Source organism: Agromyces agglutinans, assembly GCF_009647605.1.
Taxonomy (GTDB): domain Bacteria; phylum Actinomycetota; class Actinomycetes; order Actinomycetales; family Microbacteriaceae; genus Agromyces; species Agromyces agglutinans.
Window position 1 is genome coordinate 1 of the sequence record NZ_WJIF01000011.1, and the last position, 17,357, is coordinate 17,357.

The 17,357-nt window shown below is 72.6% G+C and carries 18 protein-coding genes; 4 read left to right on the forward strand and 14 right to left on the reverse strand.

Going from position 1 to position 17,357, the window contains the following annotated elements; all coding sequences use genetic code 11:
- The coding region (locus GE115_RS15430) for a hypothetical protein (RefSeq protein WP_153685680.1) at window positions 1-758 on the reverse strand (758 nt) is incomplete at its 3' end.
- 86 nt (window positions 759-844) lie between these two features.
- A complete protein-coding gene (locus tag GE115_RS15435) occupies window positions 845-1,885 on the reverse strand; it encodes a glycerophosphodiester phosphodiesterase family protein (protein WP_153685681.1) in 1,041 nt (346 codons plus the stop codon).
- Window positions 1,886-2,045: 160 nt separating this feature from the next.
- Between GE115_RS15435 and GE115_RS15440 the strand changes: the two genes are divergently transcribed.
- Window positions 2,046-2,864 (forward strand): Bax inhibitor-1/YccA family protein, encoded by an 819-nt coding sequence (locus tag GE115_RS15440; protein WP_153685682.1) that lies wholly within the window; start codon window positions 2,046-2,048, stop codon window positions 2,862-2,864.
- Between the two features lie 78 nt (window positions 2,865-2,942).
- On the opposite strand, the gene GE115_RS15445 is transcribed toward GE115_RS15440, so the two are convergent.
- From GE115_RS15445 to GE115_RS15460, 4 genes are all read right to left on the reverse strand, one after another.
- Window positions 2,943-4,226, reverse strand: a complete 1,284-nt coding sequence (locus GE115_RS15445; RefSeq protein WP_153685683.1) for an RNA polymerase sigma factor — start codon at window positions 4,224-4,226, stop codon at window positions 2,943-2,945.
- A gap of 16 nt (window positions 4,227-4,242) precedes the next feature.
- Window positions 4,243-4,674 carry a YciI family protein gene (locus tag GE115_RS15450; RefSeq protein WP_153685684.1) on the reverse strand — a complete coding sequence of 144 codons (432 nt, stop codon included), beginning with the start codon at window positions 4,672-4,674 and terminating at the stop codon, window positions 4,243-4,245.
- A 107-nt stretch (window positions 4,675-4,781) separates the two neighbouring features.
- On the reverse strand, window positions 4,782-5,732 hold the full coding sequence (locus tag GE115_RS15455; protein ID WP_153685685.1) for an L-lactate dehydrogenase: 951 nt from the start codon (window positions 5,730-5,732) through the stop codon (window positions 4,782-4,784).
- 27 nt (window positions 5,733-5,759) lie between these two features.
- Window positions 5,760-6,896: an FAD-dependent monooxygenase gene (locus tag GE115_RS15460; protein ID WP_153685686.1), complete on the reverse strand. Its 1,137-nt coding sequence runs from the start codon at window positions 6,894-6,896 to the stop codon at window positions 5,760-5,762.
- A gap of 68 nt (window positions 6,897-6,964) precedes the next feature.
- Between GE115_RS15460 and GE115_RS15465 the strand changes: the two genes are divergently transcribed.
- On the forward strand, window positions 6,965-7,543 hold the full coding sequence (locus GE115_RS15465; RefSeq protein ID WP_153685687.1) for a TetR/AcrR family transcriptional regulator: 579 nt from the start codon (window positions 6,965-6,967) through the stop codon (window positions 7,541-7,543).
- Between the two features lie 75 nt (window positions 7,544-7,618).
- Here the strand turns inward: GE115_RS15465 and guaA are convergent, their stop codons facing one another.
- From guaA to GE115_RS15480, 3 genes are read right to left on the reverse strand one after another with little or no spacing between them, the layout of a single operon-like run.
- Window positions 7,619-9,220, reverse strand: coding sequence for a glutamine-hydrolyzing GMP synthase (gene guaA, locus GE115_RS15470; RefSeq protein ID WP_312855242.1), 1,602 nt, complete (start codon window positions 9,218-9,220; stop codon window positions 7,619-7,621).
- On the reverse strand, window positions 9,217-9,726 hold the full coding sequence (locus GE115_RS18600) for a DUF3817 domain-containing protein (RefSeq protein WP_153685688.1): 510 nt from the start codon (window positions 9,724-9,726) through the stop codon (window positions 9,217-9,219). The genes guaA and GE115_RS18600 overlap by 4 nt, the downstream gene beginning before the upstream one ends.
- Window positions 9,727-9,735: 9 nt before the next feature.
- Window positions 9,736-10,395 carry a TetR family C-terminal domain-containing protein gene (locus tag GE115_RS15480; protein ID WP_172979968.1) on the reverse strand — a complete coding sequence of 220 codons (660 nt, stop codon included), beginning with the start codon at window positions 10,393-10,395 and terminating at the stop codon, window positions 9,736-9,738.
- 117 nt (window positions 10,396-10,512) lie between these two features.
- Here GE115_RS15480 and GE115_RS15485 point away from each other — a divergent pair, with 117 nt between their 5' ends.
- Together GE115_RS15485 and GE115_RS15490 are read left to right on the forward strand one after the other, a co-directional pair.
- Window positions 10,513-10,920, forward strand: coding sequence for a VOC family protein (locus tag GE115_RS15485; protein WP_153685690.1), 408 nt, complete (start codon window positions 10,513-10,515; stop codon window positions 10,918-10,920).
- 77 nt (window positions 10,921-10,997) lie between these two features.
- Window positions 10,998-11,192: a hypothetical protein gene (locus GE115_RS15490; RefSeq protein WP_153685691.1), complete on the forward strand. Its 195-nt coding sequence runs from the start codon at window positions 10,998-11,000 to the stop codon at window positions 11,190-11,192.
- Here the strand turns inward: GE115_RS15490 and GE115_RS15495 are convergent.
- The 5 genes from GE115_RS15495 to GE115_RS15515 form a co-directional block, all read right to left on the reverse strand.
- Window positions 11,169-11,996 (reverse strand): SURF1 family protein, encoded by an 828-nt coding sequence (locus GE115_RS15495; protein WP_153685692.1) that lies wholly within the window; start codon window positions 11,994-11,996, stop codon window positions 11,169-11,171. The genes GE115_RS15490 and GE115_RS15495 overlap by 24 nt on opposite strands.
- A gap of 74 nt (window positions 11,997-12,070) precedes the next feature.
- Window positions 12,071-12,562, reverse strand: coding sequence for a cation:proton antiporter regulatory subunit (locus GE115_RS15500; RefSeq protein WP_153685693.1), 492 nt, complete (start codon window positions 12,560-12,562; stop codon window positions 12,071-12,073).
- 29 nt (window positions 12,563-12,591) lie between these two features.
- Window positions 12,592-14,304: a glycerol-3-phosphate dehydrogenase/oxidase gene (locus tag GE115_RS15505; protein ID WP_312855243.1), complete on the reverse strand. Its 1,713-nt coding sequence runs from the start codon at window positions 14,302-14,304 to the stop codon at window positions 12,592-12,594.
- 121 nt (window positions 14,305-14,425) lie between these two features.
- Entirely contained in the window at window positions 14,426-15,550 is a 1,125-nt protein-coding gene (locus tag GE115_RS15510) for a GuaB3 family IMP dehydrogenase-related protein (RefSeq protein WP_312855244.1), read from the reverse strand.
- Window positions 15,551-15,645: 95 nt separating this feature from the next.
- Window positions 15,646-17,346: an ABC-F family ATP-binding cassette domain-containing protein gene (locus GE115_RS15515; protein WP_153685694.1), complete on the reverse strand. Its 1,701-nt coding sequence runs from the start codon at window positions 17,344-17,346 to the stop codon at window positions 15,646-15,648.
- Between the last annotated feature and the right edge of the window lie 11 nt (window positions 17,347-17,357).

Genomic DNA, 17,357 nt, shown 5'->3' on the forward strand with positions numbered 1-17,357 from the left:
GGCGGCGCGGCCGGCGGCGCGGTCGGCGGGGTGACCGGCGGCGCAGGCTGCGCAGCCGGCGGCACGGGCGCACCGGTCGGGTGCGCAAACGGCGCGGCAGGCGCCTGGACGGGTGCGGGCGCGGGCCGCGGCGGCTTCGGCTCGAACGCCTTGACGAGGATCGGGATGATCGCCGACACGAGCGCGACGAGCGAGGTCGCCCCGGCCGTGCGCCACCACCAGTCCGGCCAATCGAGCGCGGGGAACGCCGCGGGGATCGCGAGGATGAGCGCGGTCACCCACACCAGGACGAGCGTGACGACCCCCGCGACCGCGCTCGCGGTCGACTTCGCGCGTGCGACGAAGTACAGCCCGTAGAGCTGCGTGACGAGCAGCGCCACCCGCAGCAGCAGCACGACCAGCACGAAGCGGCCGATCTGCTCCGCCCACACCCCGGCGTCCGCCGTATCGGCGGGCTGGCCCCACCCGTTCCAGATCTTCAGCAGGCCGACCGCGACGAGCACGACGTTGGTCACGGTCGAGGCGGCGAGGTACCAGCGGTTCGGCCCGTCGCCGACGCTCGCGTCGAGGAGCACGACGCCGGCGAAGGCCGCGACGAGGAACAGGGTCATCCACGCGCGGGCGGCGACGTTGGCCTGGTCGCCGACGATGATGAAGAACCCGCCGAGGAGCGCCGCGGCGACCAGCATGCCGATCGCGAGGGAGAGGGCCGCGGTGGCGGCCCGCGTGCGCCGCGGGGGCGTCGTCGTCGTGGTCATCGGTACTCCTTCGATGGGGCGATGCGTGGTGGTGCCCTCACCATAGCGACGCACCGGCACTCGGCCGACGGTCGTCCACAACCCCGCTACGGGGCGCCGTGCACGGCCCGCGCCTCGAGTCCGAGGTCCGGGTGATCGACGAAGATCCCGTCGACGCCCGTCTCGATCACGGCACGGAACTCCCCGAGCCAGTCCCCCCACACGCCGCGAGCGGCGCCGTGCCGTCGGGCCGGGGCGAGGAAGCGGTTCTCGGGGCGCAGCGTCCAGGTGAACACCGAGAGTCCCGCGCCGTGTGCGGCGTCGACGAGGTCGGCGCCGCCCAGCACCTCGGCGGGCGTACCGCGTCGCGCGGGCCCCACGAGCCGGCGCTTGCCGACGCTCACGCCGTCGAACCGCCCGGCGAGCGCGTACAGGCCCGACTCGGTCGCGAACGAGTCGTACGGCGGCGCCTGGCGCCCCGAGGCGAGTACGAGGTCCCACGGCGTCCCGGTGTCCTCGATGAGCAGCACCCGGGAACCGCGCACGCCCCGCACGCCGAGGCGATCGAGCACGGTCGGCTCGAACGCCTCCATGATCAGCCGTTCGTCGCCGCGGCCCCAGCCCGCCGAGTCGAGCTCAGCGGCGAACAGCTCGTCGAGTGGGAGTCCGAGCGCATCGAAGTGGCTCGCGTGCTTGAACTCGGCGACGAGGCGGAGCATCCGGTCGCCCTCGTCGGACGCGCGGTCGACGATCGCGAGGAGGTCGCGCAAGCGGATGACCGGGTAGCGTCCGTCGAACGACGCGCTCGCCTGCCGCAGCGCGCCGAGCCGCTCGGTCGCGCGCAGCGTCGACAGCTCCGCCCAGGTGAAGTCCTCGGTGAACCATCCGGTGAGCTCCGTGCCGTCGATCTCGCGCGTCGTGCGGCGCGCGGCGAACTCGGGCCTCGACGAGACATCCGTCGTGCCGCTGATCTCGTTCTCGTGGCGCAGCACGAGCACGCCGTCGCGGGTCGCGACGAGGTCGGGCTCGACGGCCTCGGCGCCGAGGCGGAACGCGAGTTCGTACGACGGCGCCGTGTGCTCGGGGCGGTAGCCGGGCGCGCCGCGATGGCCGATGACGAGCGGGCGGTCGGCCGAGTCGCGCAGCATGTCGCCAGCGTACCGACGCGAACGGATGCCACGGCCGGAATAGCGCGGGATCTCACGGCGTTCTCTCGTGATGGAACGGGTAGATTGGAGAGGCGCGGACAACCGGGTCCGCGTGATTCCCCTCCACCCGACGACCGCCGAAAGCAGAGGAACCACCGCAATGGCTCTCGACAACCCCGCCTTCTCTCGCAACGAGGCATTCTCGAAGCAGGGGGCCGTCGCTGCCGCGCAAGACGTCTCCGCGTCCCAGCTGCAGGAGATGTACGAGCGTCCCGCGACGCTCAACGACCGCGAGGTCATGACCTACGACGACGCGATCGCCAAGTCCGCGATCTCGTTCGGAGTGATGCTCGTCGGCGCCGCGATCGGCTGGTTCACGGCCGAGAGCATGCCCGCCCTCTGGATCGGCGCGGCGATCGCCGGCTTCGTGCTGGGCCTCGTCAACTCGTTCAAGCGCGAGCCCTCGCCCGCGCTCATCCTCATCTACGCCGCCGTGCAGGGCGTGTTCGTGGGTGCGATCTCCCAGTGGTACGAGCTGGTCTTCGGCGACGGCATCGTCGGCCAGGCCGTGATCGCGACGCTCGTCGTGGTCGGCGTCACGCTCGCACTGTTCGCCTCCGGCAAGATCCGGGCCTCCGCCAAGGCGACGAAGATCTTCCTCGTCGCGATGGTCGGCTACCTCGTGTTCTCGCTCGTGAACCTCGGCATGATGCTCTTCGGCGCGACCGACAACGCGTTCGGCCTGCGCAGCGAGCCGAGCTTCATCTTCGGCATCCCGTGGGGCGTCATCATCGGCATCCTCGTCGTGATCATGGCCGCGTACTCGCTCGTGCTCGACTTCGACTTCATCCAGCAGGGCGTGCGCAACCGCGCCCCGAAGAAGTACTCGTGGACCGGCGCATTCGGCGTCATGGTCACGGTCATCTGGCTGTACCTCGAGATCCTGCGCATCCTCGCGATCGCCCAGTCCAGCGACTGACGCCGTCCAGCGACCGACGCACGCGCGTCTCATCGAACGGGCCGTCCCCTCGGGGGCGGCCCGTTCGCGTTCGTCGAGTCAGCGCCGCGCGGTCGCCTTCGCGAGCAGCACGGCGCGCTCGCGCGCGTTCTCGGTGCGATCGGCCGCCTGCTCGAACTCGGCGCGCGCCTCGTCGTCGCGGCCGAGCCTCGCGAGGAGCTCGCCGCGCACGCTCGGCAGCAGGTGCGACAGGGCGAGCCGCCGATCGCCGGCGAGCGCGTCGACGAGGTCGAGGCCGGCCGCCGCACCCGACGCCATCGACACCGCGACGGCTCGGTTGAGTTCGACCACCGGCGAGGGCGCGAGTCGCAGGAGTGCGTCGTAGATGGCGACGATCGCGTTCCAGTCGGTGTCGTCGACGGATGCCGCGACGTCGTGCTGCTCGGCGATCGCGGCCTGCAGGGCGTAGGGGCCGCGTCCGCGTCCGAGGGCGTCGGCTCGCTGAAGCGCCGTACGTCCGCGCGTGATGGCCGATCGATCCCAGCGCGTGCGGTCCTGGTCGGCCAGCAGGATCGGCTCGCCGTCTCGGTCGAGCCGTGCCGGGAACCGCGCCGCCGTGAGCTCCATGAGCGCGACGAGGCCGTGCACCTCGGGCTCGCGCGGCACGAGCCCGGCCAGCACGCGGGCGAGCCGCAGCGCCTCGCGGCTGAGCTCGGGCCGCATCCAGTCGTCGCCCGAACTCGCCGCGTATCCCTCGTTGAAGATCAGGTACAGCACGCCGAGCACGGTGCCGAGCCGCTGCGGGAATTCCTCGCGGTCGGGAACCTCGAACCCGACGCCGGCATCGGCGAGGGCCTTCTTCGCACGCACGATGCGCTGCTGCACGGTCGAGGTGGGCACGAGGAACGCCCGCGCGATCTCCTCGGTGGTGAGCCCGCCCACCACCCGCAGGGTCAGCGCGACCCTGGCCTCGCGCGAGAGCACCGGATGGCACGCGACGAAGACCAGGCGAAGCACGTCGTCGTCGATCGCGTCGGGATCCCAGGGCGGGGCATCCGCCGCTCGCTGCTGCTCGTCGGCGAGATCGTGCGCGATCGCGGCCAGCCGATCGTCGTAGCGCTCACGGCGGCGCCAGCCGTCGATGGCCTTGCGCTTGGCCACGGCGGTGAGCCACGCCCCGGGGTTCTTCGGCACGCCGTCGACGGGCCACTGCGCGAGCGCGTCGACGAGGGCGTCCTGCGCGAGATCCTCGGCGAGTCCGAAGTCGCCGACCATGCGCGTGAGCGTCGCGACGATGCGTGCCGACTCGATGCGCCAGACGGCGACGACGGAGCGCCGCGCCGACTCGTCGTCGGCGCGGCGCCCGGGCGTGGCATCCGTCATCGGCGGTCGGCGCCGTTCAGGAGCCCGCCGCCCGCTCGGCCTGCTCCTCGCGCCAGCCGGCTTCCTTCTCGATCCACTCGTTGTCCTGCGGGAAGTCGCTCTCGTCGTGCACGCGGCGCACCTCGAGGTACGCACCGGGCCCGAGCGGTGCGCGGCTCGCCCACTCGGCCGCTTCCTCGCGCGTCGCGACGTCGATGATCCAGAACCCGTTGAAGAGTTCCTTCGTCTCGCCGTAGGGGCCGTCGGTGATGAGCGGGGTCTCGCCCGAGAAGTCGACGACGAAGCCCTCGCTCGCGTCGGACAGCCCCTCGCCGGCCAGGAGCACCCCGGCCTTCATCATCGACTCGTTGTAGCGGCCCATCGCCTCGATGACCTGCTCGAACGGGATCTCCTCGTACGCCGCGACGCCCCGGTCGTCGGCTCGCATGATCAGCATGTACTTCGACATGGTGGTTCTCTCCTCGGTGTCCGGGTCCGTCTCGACCCTCTCACTGCAGCGTCGAACGGGGAACCCCCGGAATCGACATCCGGCCGAAGAAATCTCGGCCGAAGATCTCAGAGGCCGAGCGCGGATGCCGCGGCGCGGATCGCGTCGGCCGACGCGGCCAGCTTCGCGCGCTCGTCGTCCGCCATCGGGATGCCGCCGATCGCTCGCGCGCCCTCGCCGTTCACGACCGACGGCAGCGACAGCGCGACGCCGTCGAGGGCGGGCAGGTCGTCCGCACCGTGCACCGTGCTCACGGGGAGCACGGCGTCTTCGTCGCGGAGCACCGCCTCGACGATGCGGGCGCCCGTGAGGCCGATGGCGTAGTTCGTCGCGCCCTTGCCGCGGATGACCGTGTACGCCGCATCGCGCACGTCGCGGGCGATCTCGTCGAGCTCCTCGCGGTGGAACGGCCGCTCCCCCGCCCAGTCGAGGATCGGCACGGGGCCGATTCGCGCCTCCGACCACAGCGGGAACTCGGTGTCGCCGTGCTCGCCGACGATCGCGGCGTGCACGCTCGACGTCGACACGCCGGCGCGCCGGGCGAGCAGCCAGCGCAGGCGCGACGTGTCGAGCACGGTTCCCGAGCCGAAGACGCGCTCGGGCGGCAGGCCCGAGATCCGCTGCGCCGCGAGGGTCAGCACGTCGACGGGGTTCGTGACGAGCACGAACACGGCGCCCGGAGCGCGTTCGACGAGCGAGGGCAGCAGCCGCTCGAGGATGCGGACGTTCGTGCCCGCGAGGTCCATCCGGGTCTGGCCGGGCTCCTGCTTCGCGCCGGCGGTGATCACGACGACGTGCGAGCCCTCGACGACGGCGAGGTCGGCGCCGCCCGACACGCTCGAGCCGGTGAACTGCGTGCCGTGCGCGAGGTCGAGCACCTCGGCCTCGACCTTCTCCCTCGCGATGTCGTACAGCGCGACCTCGCTCGCCGACTCGCGGATGAGCGCCGCGTAGGCGAGGCTCGTGCCCACCGCTCCCGCGCCGACGACCGTCAGTTTCGAGTTCTCGATGACCCCCATGCGGCCATCCTGCTGGATCGATCGCCCTCAGCGCGAGTCGGCGGGCGCGGGCTGGTCGGCGCGGCGCGTCGCCTGGGTGGGGTCCGCGGTGCCTGCTCGGCGACGCGATCCCCGGCCGGCGACCGCCAGCGCCCCATCGCGAAGCGGCTGCATCCGCTCGGCGAGCGCGACGCGCATGAGCAGGGCGGATGCCGCGGCCAGCGCCGTGGTGCGCCGACACCGCGCGGCGTCGTAGGCGGCGAGCGCATCCTCGACGGGCCGGTCGGCGAGCAGGGCGGCGAGCGTCGTCGCATCGACGAGCGCCTCGCCCGCGCCCCGGCCGAGGTTCGGCGTCATGGCGTGTGCGGCGTCGCCGACGAGCACGTACCGGTCGCGGACGTACGACCGCAGCCTCGGCGTGACGTGGATGCGCTGGGCGAGGGTCCCGTCTGCGGTCGCGGTGTGCAGCACGTCGGCGACAGCGGGTGCGAGCCCGGCATCGCGGTCGGCGTCGCGGCGTGCTGCGGCGAGCGCCTCGGCGACATCGACGTTCCTCGGGCCGAGGTCGGACCGGAACGCGGCGTACCAGTTCGTGCCGAGCCGATGCGGGCCGACGCCGTAGAGGCGACCGCGCGCCCAGTACTCGCCCATCGCCTCGACCGCGCTCGCGCGCCCGATGACCCCGCGCACGGCCAGGTACGGCGTCGCGATCGCCGCGCCGGCCGCTCCCCAGTGTGCCCGCCGCACGGCGCTGTGCACGCCGTCGGCGCCGATGACCAGCGCGCCGGGGGCGCCGCCGAGCGCGTCGAGGTCGGTGCGCTCGTCGACACGCGCGCGCACGCGTCGAACGCCCGCGGGCACGGCCGCCTCGAGCGCCTGCAGCAGGTCGAGGCGCGACACGACCGGTGACGGTTCGGTCGACGTGGCCGCGAGGATGCGCCCGTCGCCGCGGCGGATCGGGAAGCGCGTGATCACGGGGCTCGCGGTGCGCAGCGCGTCGAGTACGCCGAGGCGCTCGAGCGCGGCCTGCGCCTCCTCCCAGATCGCGAGGCTGGTGCCCGTGGCGGGCAGTGCGTCGCGTTGCTCGACGAGCGTGACCTCGAATCGGTCGGGCGGCAGGCAGGCGGCCAGGGCGAGGCCGGCGATGCCGCCGCCGATGACGGTGATGGGTTGTCGCGTGGACATGGCCGCGACGATACTACATTTGTAGTCCGATGTCACTACAGAAGTAGTCGCACGGATAGGATCGAGGCATGTCCGAACGCCAGGCCCGACCCGATCGCGGCGCGCCGGCGCCGGCCCAACGCCCCACCCGCATCGCCGACGCGGCGCTCGAGCTCGTGGCCGAGCACGGACTGAAGGGCCTCACCCACCGCGCGGTCGACCAGCGCGCCGGGCTCCCGGCGGGCTCCACCTCGAACCTCCATCGCACCCGCGCCGCACTCGTCGACGCCGTCGTCGCACGCCTCGAGCAGCGCGACCTCGCCCTCTGGGAGGCCGACCGCGGCACCCCGGTGCCCGCGGACGCCGAGCAGCTGGCCGATCGCCTGGCCCGCTACCTCGGCGTGTTCGCGGGGCCGCAGGCCGAGCTCACGCGGGCCCGCTTCGCCGTCTCGCTCGGCGAGCCCGACGCCGTCCGCCAAGGGCACGCGCGCTTCATGGGCGTCGCGCGGGCGATGCTCGAGGCGGCCGGCATCCCCGAACCCGCGATGCGCGCGCGCTGGCTCGCCGACTACTGCGACGGCATGCTCCTGCACCAGGTCACGGCGCGACGCGACGAGCCGCTCGACCTCGAGCCGCACCGCGTCGCCATCCGGCGGCTGCTCGACTGAACGGCCTTCCGACTCCTCGAACGAGAGCGGCCGGAACGACGGAGGGCGCGGACCTCGCGGCCCGCGCCCTCGCGCTCACTCCCACTCGATGGTTCCCGGCGGCTTCGACGTGACGTCGAGCACGACGCGGTTGACCTCGCGCACCTCGTTCGTGATGCGGTTCGAGATCTTCGCGAGCACGTCGTACGGCAGGCGGGTCCAGTCGGCGGTCATCGCGTCTTCGGACGAGACCGGCCGCAGCACGATCGGATGCCCGTAGGTGCGGCCGTCGCCCTGCACGCCGACCGAGCGCACGTCCGCGAGCAGCACGACGGGGCACTGCCAGATCTCGCCATCGAGGCCCGCGGCGCTCAGCTCCTCGCGCGCGATCGCGTCGGCCTCGCGGAGCAGATCGAGACGATCACGGGTGACCTCGCCCACGATGCGGATGCCGAGGCCGGGCCCCGGAAACGGCTGCCGGCCCACGATCGCCTCGGGCAGGCCCAGCTCGCGGCCGATCTGGCGCACCTCGTCCTTGAAGAGCGTGCGAAGGGGTTCGACGAGCTCGAACTGCAGGTCTTCGGGGAGGCCGCCGACGTTGTGGTGGCTCTTGATGTTGGCCGTGCCGGTGCCGCCGCCCGACTCCACCACGTCGGGGTAGAGCGTGCCCTGCACGAGGAAGCGGATCGGCTCGCCCTCGGCCGCAGCCTCGGCGATGAGGTCGCGCTCGGCCTGCTCGAACGCGCGGATGAACTCGCGGCCGATGATCTTGCGCTTCTGCTCGGGGTCGCTGACGCCCTCGAGCGCCGCGAGGAAGGTGTCGGCCGCGTCGACCGTCACGAGCCGCACGCCGGTGGCCTGCACGTAGTCCTGCTGCACCTGCTCGCGCTCGCCCTTGCGGAGCAGCCCGTGGTCGACGAACACCGCCGTGAGCTGGTCGCCGACCGCCTGCTGCACGAGCGCGGTCGAGACGGCCGAGTCGACGCCGCCCGAGAGTGCGGAGATGACGCGTGCCGAGCCGACCTGCTCGCGGATGCGCGCGACCTGCTCGGCGATCACGTTGCCGGCGTTCCAGTCGGCCGGGATGCCGGCCGCCCGGTGGAGGAAGTTCTCGAGCACGTCCTGGCCGTACTCCGAGTGCTTCACCTCGGGGTGCCACTGCACGCCGTAGAACTGCTTCTCGTCGTTGGCGAACGCGGCGACCGGCGTCGAGGCGGTCGAGGCGAGCACCTCGAAGCCCTCGGGCGCGACCGCGACCGAGTCGCCGTGGCTCATCCACACGGTCTGGTGCTCGGGCTGGCCGCCGAGCAGCCGGTTGTCGTCGGTGCGGGCCGTCACGGCGGTCGCCCCGTACTCGCGCTGGCCGGTGTGCGCGACCTCGCCGCCCAGCTGGCGCGCCATCACCTGGAAGCCGTAGCAGATGCCGAGCGTCGGGACGCCGAGCTGGAGGATCCCCTCGTCGAGCGACGGCGCCCCTTCCTCGTAGACCGAGCTGGGCCCGCCCGAGAGCACGATGCCGACGGGGTTGCGTGCGGCGACCTCTTCGGCCGTGATGGTGTGCGGCACGATCTCCGAGTAGACGGATGCCTCGCGCACGCGCCGCGCGATCAGCTGCGCGTACTGCGCGCCGAAGTCGACGACGAGGACGGGGCGCTGGTCGGTGCTGTTCGCGGTGCTGTTCGGCGAGTCGGTGGTCACTGGGCGGCCTCCACGGCGGTCGGGTCGGTGTCGGCGCCCGCGGCGCCGTCGTCGGAGGCCGCAGCCGAGGCATCCGCCTCGCGACCGGCCAGGTAGCCCTTGACCTCGCGCGCGATGCGCGCTTCGAGGAAGAAGGACAGGAACGGGATGACGCCGCCGAGGGCGATCAGGATGAATCGCGGGAACCGCCACCGCATGAGGCTCCAGAGCCGGAAGTCGCTGAAGAGGTAGACGACGTAGAACCATCCGTGGGCGATGAGGATGCCGGTCGAGAGGTTCACGCCGGCGCCGGTCGACTCGAGGCCGGCCGCGGTCTCGAGCACGGGCTCGAAGCTCAGCAGCCCGTTGGGCCCGAACGCGAAGAGCTCGAGGTGCCAGACGTACTTGAGCAGCATCTCGGCGCACAGCAGCAGCAGCATGACGCCCGTGATCGCCGAGGCGACCATGTAGAACTTCAGCGCCCCGCGAATGCGCGGCAGATCGGCGAGTTTGGGCTCGAGGGGCATGCGACCAGTCTACGTCGCGCGCGCACGTCCGGGCGCGGGGGCGGGCTCGGCGGCACGCCGCGCGGCCGGCGCGGATGCGGCGCCCGGTGCGAGCCCTCCGAGCATGCGCCGCAGGAGGTCGATGGCCTCGTCGATGCCCGCGGCGGGATCCGCGGTGTGCGCATTCGCGATCGCGACCTCGTTGAGCGCACCCGAGACCATCGTGCTCACCGTGCCGAGCGAGCGGTCGGCGATCACACCGGCGTCGGCGAGTTCGGCGACGCCCGCCTCCAGCAGGCCGACGCTCGTCTCGAGGTCGCCCTCGCGCCACGCGTCCCATCCCAGCACCGCCGGCCCGTCGACGAGCAGGATGCGTCGCGCCTCGGGCGCGAGGCTCGCCTCGAGGAATGCACGGCACCCGGCGAGGAAGCCCTCGACGAGGGTCTCGTCGCAGCCCTCGACCGCGAGTTCGACGAGTTCGGCCACGCGGATCTGCGCGGCTTCGACCACCGCGCGGAACAGGCCCGCCTTGCTGCCGAAGTGGTGGTAGAGCGCCCCGCGGGTCAGGCCGGCCTCGGCGACCAGGTCCTCGAGCGCCACGCCCGCGTACCCGCGCTCGGCGAATCGCCTCGTCGCGATGCGCACCAGGTCGGCGCGCGTGCGTTCGCGCTGCTCCGCCTTGGTCGCCATGGGTCCTCCGATGCTTGACATACACACTGTACGTCAGTGACCATGGCTCACATACATACATCCTGTATGCATCTTCGGCGATCGTCGCCGTCCTCATCCCGACGAGAGGAACCACCCATGCTCAACAGCAGCTACGCCGTCCTGTGCACCCGCGATGTCGCCTCGAGCGCCGCGTTCTATCGCGAGCACTTCGGCTTCGACACGACGTTCGAAGCCGACTGGTACGTGAGCCTGCGCCACCCCGACGCGGGTCACGAACTCGCGCTGCTCGATCCGGAGCACTCCTCCGTTCCCGCCGGCTACGGCGAGGTCGCGCGTGGCGTGCTCGTCACCTTCGAGCTCGACGACGTCGACGCCGTCGCGGCCCGCCTCGCCGAGGCCGGTGTTCCGGTCGTGCAGGGCCTCCGCGACGAGCCGTTCGGGCAGCGGCACGTCATCGTCCGCGACCCCGGCGGCGTGCTCGTCGACGTGATCACCCCGATCGAGCCGTCACCCGAGTTCGCGGCTGCGTACGCCGAAGGCTGAGGCGCGCTCGCCCGGCGTGCCCGCTCGCCGGCGTCACCGGATCGGCGTAGCGTGACGGCACCGACGAGGGGGTTGGTATGCAGCGACGCACGATGGCAGCGATCCTCATCGGAGCCGTGATCGGCCTCGGCTCCGCGATCTCACCCGTGAAGGCCGGGTTCGCCGACGGGCTCGCACCGGGCGACCGCCGGGTCGGCGAGTCCGCGCAGGCGATGACCGGCGACCCGCCCGGCCGTGGTGCGCCGGGTTCAGGCGACGGGCGTACCGGCTGACGCGTTCGCGGCCTGCTCGGCCTCCTCGCGCTCGCGCTCGACGGCGTCGCGCACGAGCCGGTACCAGAGGTAGATCGCGAACGCGGCGAACACCACCCACTCGACCGCGTAGAACACGTTGAGCCAGTTCAGCTCGGCCGTCTGCTCGGGCGGCGGCGAGACGATCGCCTCGAGGCCCTCGAACGGCTCGGCGGCGGTGACGTACCCGAAGTACACGGGGCGATCGTCGTACCCCTCCCACACGTTGATCAGCTGGGCCACCGCGACGGTCTGCATGCGCTGCGGGTCGGCGTCGTCGCCCGGCAGCATCGGCGCTTCACTCGGCAGGAAGCGCCCGGTCACCGTGACGGCCTCGTCGGCACCGGCGGCCGCACCGGCTTCGGCGTCGAACCGCTCGAGCGCGGCCTCGGCGTCGGCGCGCTCCTCCGCCCAACCGAGCGCGACCGGCAGGCCGCCGGCCGGGGCATCCGCCACCTCGAGGTGGGCGACCACCCAGGTACCCGGCGTGCCGTCGTTCAGGCGACCGTCGACGAGCACCGTGTCACCGGCGACCCACGTTCCGGCGACCTCGACCCGCTGGCCGGTCGCCGACTGCGGCGTCGGCTCGTCGGGCTCGACGAGCCCGTCGAAGGGCCGCACCTCTTCCGTCGGCCGGTCGGCGACGACCGCCTGCTCGACCGCGCGCTCGACCTGCCACTGGCCGAGCAGCGCGAACGCCGCGGCGACGGCGAGGGCGAGCACGAGCGCCGCGATCCACCGGGGGCGCACCATCATGCGCAGCACGGGGCGGGAGGCGGTCGACACGGTTGTCCAGCCTACCGTCGGCTGCCTGCGAGCCTGCACGGCGGCCGGCGCCGCGAGAGCGCAGGTCGCCGTCTTCAGGATTCGACCGTGCCGTACCCCGATGCCACCTCGCGGAAGACCCGCTGCACCCCTTCGTCGGGTCCGACCGCCACGAGGATGTCGCCCGCGAGCACGACCCGATCGCCCGGCGGCGAGGGCACTGCGTCGTCGTCGCGCACCAGCGCGACGATCGAGACCCCGTCCGGAAGGTGCAGCGAGCCGAGCGTCTTGCCGGCCAGGGCATCGTCGCGGTCCACCGTCACCCAGCCGATCGGCACGCCGGGCAGGTCGACGAGTTCGGCGATCGCCTCGACGATGCGAGTGCCGCCGAGCAGGTCGGCGAGCACGCGGGCCTCGTCCTCGTCGAGCCGGAGGCTCGCGACCGCGTGCTCCTCACCGGCGAGGCGCGTCACGAGGTCGCGCGAACCCATGCGATGCGCGATCACGGACACCTCGATGCCCGCCGAAGTCGTGAACGAGTGCAGCACGCCGACGCCGGGCAGGTCCACCCGCCGCACCTCGACCATGGCCCCCGTCCTTCCGGCTCGACGCCCCCTCAGTCCACCTTCACGATGTCGGGCGCTCCGAGCCTCACGCGATCGGCGGACTCGTCGTCGGGCTGCTGCTGCGATGCCCGTTCGGCCTCGACGCGCTGGAGGTAGCGCTCGACCTCGAGGGTGACCCGCGCGGCATCCCAGCCGAGCACCTCGCCCATGAGCTCCGCGGCCACCGGGGCTGCCGACACGCCGCGGTCCCACGCCTCGATCGAGATGCGCGTACGGCGCGCGAGCACGTCGTCGAGGTGGAGGGCGCCCTCGTGGCTCGCCGCGTAGACGACCTCCGCCGCGAGGTAGTCGTCGGCTCCGGGCAGCGGCTCGCCGAGCCGCGGGTCGCTGCGGATCAGGTCGAGCAGTTCGTCGGTCAGCGTGCCGTAGCGGTTCAGCAGGTGCTCGATGCGCACCTTGTGCACGTCGAACGCGCGCGCGATCTTGCCGCGCTTGTTCCACGCCGCCTGGTAGCCCTCGGCGCCCAGCAGTGCGATGTCCTGCGTCGTCGACGCCGGCACGCGCCCGTCGAGGGCGTCGGCGGCCGCGTCGATCGCGTCCTTGGCCATGATCCGGTAGGTGGTCCACTTGCCGCCCGCGACGACCACGAGACCAGGTACCGTGTGCGCCACGACGTGCTCGCGCGAGAGCTTCGACGTCTCCTCGCTCTCGCCGGCGAGCAGCGGCCGCAGGCCCGCATACACGCCCTCGACGTCTTCACGCGTGAGCGGGATGTTCAGCACCCGGTTCACGTGCTCGAGCAGGTAGTCGATGTCGGCTGCGGTGGCCGCCGGGTGCGCCTTGTCGAGGTTCCAGTCGGTGTCGGTCGTACCGATGAGCCAATGCCGGCCCCACGGGATCACGAAGAGCACGCTCTTCTCGGTGCGGAAGATCATGCCCATGGCCGACTGGATGCGGTCGCGCGGCACGACGAGGTGGATGCCCTTCGACGCGCGCACCTTGAAGGTGCCGCGTTCGCCCACCATGCGCTGGGTGTCGTCGGTCCAGACCCCGGTCGCGTTCACGACCTGCTTGGCGCGCACCTCGAAGTGCTCGTCGGTCTGCAGGTCGTGCGCCTTCACGCCCACGACGCGCTCGCCGACCTTGAGGAACCCCTCGACCTTCACGCGGCTCGCGACGTGCGCGCCGTACGAGCTCGCGGTGCGCGCGAGGCTCGCGACGTACCGTGCGTCGTCGACCTGCGCGTCGTAGTACGTGAGGCCGCCGACCATCGCGTCGGATGCCAGCGACGGGATCGCCCGGTGCACCTGCCGCTTCGTGAGGTGGCGGTGGTGCGGCACGCCGGGCGGGCGCCCGCCCGTGTAGCTGAAGACGTCGTAGAGCAGCATGCCCGCGCCGACGTAGAAGCGCTCGAAGACGCGCTTCTGCAGCGGATACAGGAAGCGCACGGGCTTCACGAGATGCGGCGCGATGCGCTGGAGCAGGAGTCCCCGCTCGATGAGCGCCTCGCGCACCAGCCGGAAGTCGAGTTGCTCGAGGTACCGGATGCCTCCGTGCACGAGCTTCGACGACCGGCTGGAGGTGCCCGACGCCCAGTCGCGCGCCTCGAGCAGTCCCGTCGAGAGGCCGCGCGTGACGGCGTCGAGCGCCGCGCCGGTGCCGACGATGCCGCCGCCCACGACGAGGATGTCGAGTTCCTTGTCGCGCAACCGCTCGATCGCCGCGCGCCGTTCCTCGGGTCCGAGCTTCGTCGAACGTGCCACCGACCTGTCTTCGGCCACCGTAGCCCCCAATCCGGCGACGCCACGGCGGGCGCCGCCCTGCACTCCCACGCTACCCGAGGATTCGGACGGCCGGGGAGGGGGCAGCAGAAGGCTGCGGCCGCTACGCCCCCTGGTACGGCGCGACGACGACCTCGACCCGCTGGAACTCCTTGAGGTCGGAGTACCCGGTCGTCGCCATCGACTTCTTCAGCGCACCCACGAGGTTCGCCGTGCCGTCGGCGCCGGGCGCCGGGCCGTAGAGGATCTCCTCGAGCGGCGCCACCTGGCCCACCTGCACGCGCTGGCCCCGCGGGAGCTTCGGGTGGTGCGCCTCGGCGCCCCAGTGCCAGCCGCCGCCCGGGGCATCCGTCGCCCGCGCGAGGGCCGCACCCAGCATCACCGCGTCGGCGCCGCACGCGATCGCCTTCACGATGTCGCCGGATGCCCCGACGCCGCCGTCGGCGATGACGTGCACGTAGCGACCGCCCGACTCGTCGAGGTAGTCGCGGCGGGCGCCGGCGACGTCGGCGACCGCGGTCGCCATGGGCGCGTGGATGCCCAGCGAGCCGCGCGTCGTGGACGCGGCTCCCCCGCCGAATCCGACGAGCACGCCTGCGGCCCCCGTGCGCATGAGGTGCAGCGCCGCGGTGTACGTCGCGGCGCCGCCCACGACGACGGGCACGTCGAGCTCGTAGATGAACTTCTTGAGGTTCAGCGGTTCCTGGTTCTTCGAGACGTGCTCGGCCGACACCGTGGTGCCGCGGATCACGAACAGGTCGACGCCCGCGGCGACGACGGTCTCGTAGAGCTCCTGCGTGCGCTGCGGCGACAGCGCACCGGCGACGGTGACGCCGGCGGCGCGGATCTCGGCCAGGCGCGCGGTGACCAGCTCGGGCTTGATGGGCTCGGAGTACAGCTCCTGCATGCGCTGGGTCGCACGCTCGGGGTTCAGGTTGCGGATCTCCGCGAGCGCGGGCTCGGGGTTCTCGAACCGGGTCCAGAGGCCCTCGAGGTCGAGCACGCCGAGGCCGCCGAGGCGGCCCATCATGATCGCCGTCGTCGGCGACACGACGGAGTCCATCGGCGCCGCGAGGAACGGGATGTCGAACTGGTAGGCATCGATCGACCACCCGACCGAGACGTCTTCGGGGTCGCGCGTGCGCCGGCTCGGCACGATCGCGATGTCGTCGAACGCGTAGACACGTCGGCCCCGCTTGGCACGGCCGATCTCGATCTCCTGGGTCACCCGACAACCCTACCGAACCCCTGGCGCGGGGCGCGGGCCGGAGGGCACCGGCAGCGCGGCGCCGCACCCCGCCGCCGTCAGTGGCGTGGCCGCGGTCAGCGGACCCGCTCGACCCGCCCCTCCTCCCAGGTCGGGGCATCCGTCTCGACGACCTCGCCGTCGGCGCGGAACACGAGGAACCGGTCGAACCCGCGCGCGAACCAGCGGTCGTGCGTCACCGCGAGCACGGTGCCGTCGAACCGGGTGAGCGCGTCCTCCAGTGCCTCTGCGGAGACGAGGTCGAGGTTGTCGGTCGGTTCGTCGAGCAGCAGCAGCGTCGCGCCCGAGAGCTCGAGCAGGAGGATCTGCAGCCGCGCCTGCTGCCCGCCCGACAGCGAGTCGAAGACCTGGTGCGCCGCGGCGGCGAGTCCGTAGCGATCGAGCGCCGAGCTCGCCTGCTCGCGCGCCATGCCGGCGCGGTTCGCGTCGCCGCGATGCAGGATGTCGAGGAGCGTCCGCCCCCGGAGCTCCGGCAGCTCGTGGCCCTGCGCGAACCAGCCCGGCACCACGCGGGCGCCGAGCCTCGCCCCGCCCGTGTGCGCGACCGGCGCGATACGCGCGCCTCGATCGGTGACGTGCCCCTGCATCGGGTCGGGGTCGCTGCCTCCGGCGGCGAGGAGCCGCAGGAAGTGCGACTTGCCCGAACCGTTCGACCCCAGCACGGCGACCCGGTCGCCGTACCAGACCTCGAGGTCGAAGGGCCGCATGAGCCCGGTGAGCTCGAGCCGCTCGGCGACGACGGAACGCTTGCCCGTGCGGGATCCGCGCAGGCGCATCGACACGGCCTGGGCGGGCGGCCGCTCCTCGGGCGGGCCCGCCTCCTCGAACTTGCGCAGCCGCGTCACGGCCGCCTGGTACCGCGACGCCATGCCGTCGTTGTAGGTCGCCTTCACCTTGAGGGTGGCCACGAGCGTCTTCAACTGCTGGTGCTGCTCGTCCCATCGCCGCCGCAGCTCGTCGAGGCGCTCGAATCGCGCCTCGCGCGCCGCGTGGTACCCCTCGAAGCCGCCGCCGTGCACCCAGGCGCTGCTGCCCGCCGGGCTCGCCTCGAGGGTCACGATGCGGTCGGCCGCCGCGGCGAGCAGTTCCCGATCGTGCGACACGAGCAGCACGGTCTTCGGCGTCTGGCGCAGCTGCCGCTCGAGCCAGCGCTTGCCCGGCACGTCGAGCGAGTTGTCGGGCTCGTCGAGCAGGAGGACCTGCTCGGGACCGCGCAGCAGCGCCTCGAGCGCCAGCCGCTTCTGCTCGCCGCCCGACAGTGTCGACAGGTCGCGCCATCGCGCACGCTCCCACGGGATGCCGAGCGCCGCGGCCGTGCAGTGGTCCCAGACGACCTCCTGGTCGTAGCCGCCCGCCTCGGCGTACTCGGCGAGCGCGGTCGCGTACCGCATCTGGTTCGCGGTGTCGTCGCGCTCGATGAGCGCGGCTTCGGATGCCTCGAGCTCGACGGCGGCGGACCGCACGCGCGCCGGCGCCACCGAGACGAGCAGCCCTCCCACCGTCGTGTCGACGCCCGCGATCACCCGGCCCGTGCCCACGAACTGGTCCATCACGCCGAGGCCGCCGTCGACCTGCACGCTGCCCTCGTCGGGCCGCAGCTCGCCGCGCACGATGCGCAGCAGCGTCGTCTTGCCCGCCCCGTTCGCGCCGATCAGCGCGGTCGTCCGGCCGTCGGCGGCGCGGAACGCGATGTCGGCGAGCAGGGGCCTACCGTCGGGCAGCGAGAAGGAGACGCCGTTGACGTCGAGGAATCCCATGGCGAAGCATC

What these genes read in the sequence shown, in the direction of transcription:
- GE115_RS15435 (WP_153685681.1), bottom strand. Translation starts at nt 1,885, where the DNA reads ATGCTGCGCGACTCGGCCGACCGCCCGCTCGTCATCGGCCATCGCGGC.
- GE115_RS15440 (WP_153685682.1), top strand. Translation starts at nt 2,046, where the DNA reads ATGGCTCTCGACAACCCCGCCTTCTCTCGCAACGAGGCATTCTCGAAG.
- GE115_RS15445 (WP_153685683.1), bottom strand. Translation starts at nt 4,226, where the DNA reads ATGACGGATGCCACGCCCGGGCGCCGCGCCGACGACGAGTCGGCGCGG.
- GE115_RS15450 (WP_153685684.1), bottom strand. Translation starts at nt 4,674, where the DNA reads ATGTCGAAGTACATGCTGATCATGCGAGCCGACGACCGGGGCGTCGCG.
- GE115_RS15455 (WP_153685685.1), bottom strand. Translation starts at nt 5,732, where the DNA reads ATGGGGGTCATCGAGAACTCGAAACTGACGGTCGTCGGCGCGGGAGCG.
- GE115_RS15460 (WP_153685686.1), bottom strand. Translation starts at nt 6,896, where the DNA reads ATGTCCACGCGACAACCCATCACCGTCATCGGCGGCGGCATCGCCGGC.
- GE115_RS15465 (WP_153685687.1), top strand. Translation starts at nt 6,965, where the DNA reads ATGTCCGAACGCCAGGCCCGACCCGATCGCGGCGCGCCGGCGCCGGCC.
- GE115_RS18600 (WP_153685688.1), bottom strand. Translation starts at nt 9,726, where the DNA reads ATGCCCCTCGAGCCCAAACTCGCCGATCTGCCGCGCATTCGCGGGGCG.
- GE115_RS15480 (WP_172979968.1), bottom strand. Translation starts at nt 10,395, where the DNA reads ATGGCGACCAAGGCGGAGCAGCGCGAACGCACGCGCGCCGACCTGGTG.
- GE115_RS15485 (WP_153685690.1), top strand. Translation starts at nt 10,513, where the DNA reads ATGCTCAACAGCAGCTACGCCGTCCTGTGCACCCGCGATGTCGCCTCG.
- GE115_RS15490 (WP_153685691.1), top strand. Translation starts at nt 10,998, where the DNA reads ATGCAGCGACGCACGATGGCAGCGATCCTCATCGGAGCCGTGATCGGC.
- GE115_RS15500 (WP_153685693.1), bottom strand. Translation starts at nt 12,562, where the DNA reads ATGGTCGAGGTGCGGCGGGTGGACCTGCCCGGCGTCGGCGTGCTGCAC.
- GE115_RS15515 (WP_153685694.1), bottom strand. Translation starts at nt 17,346, where the DNA reads ATGGGATTCCTCGACGTCAACGGCGTCTCCTTCTCGCTGCCCGACGGT.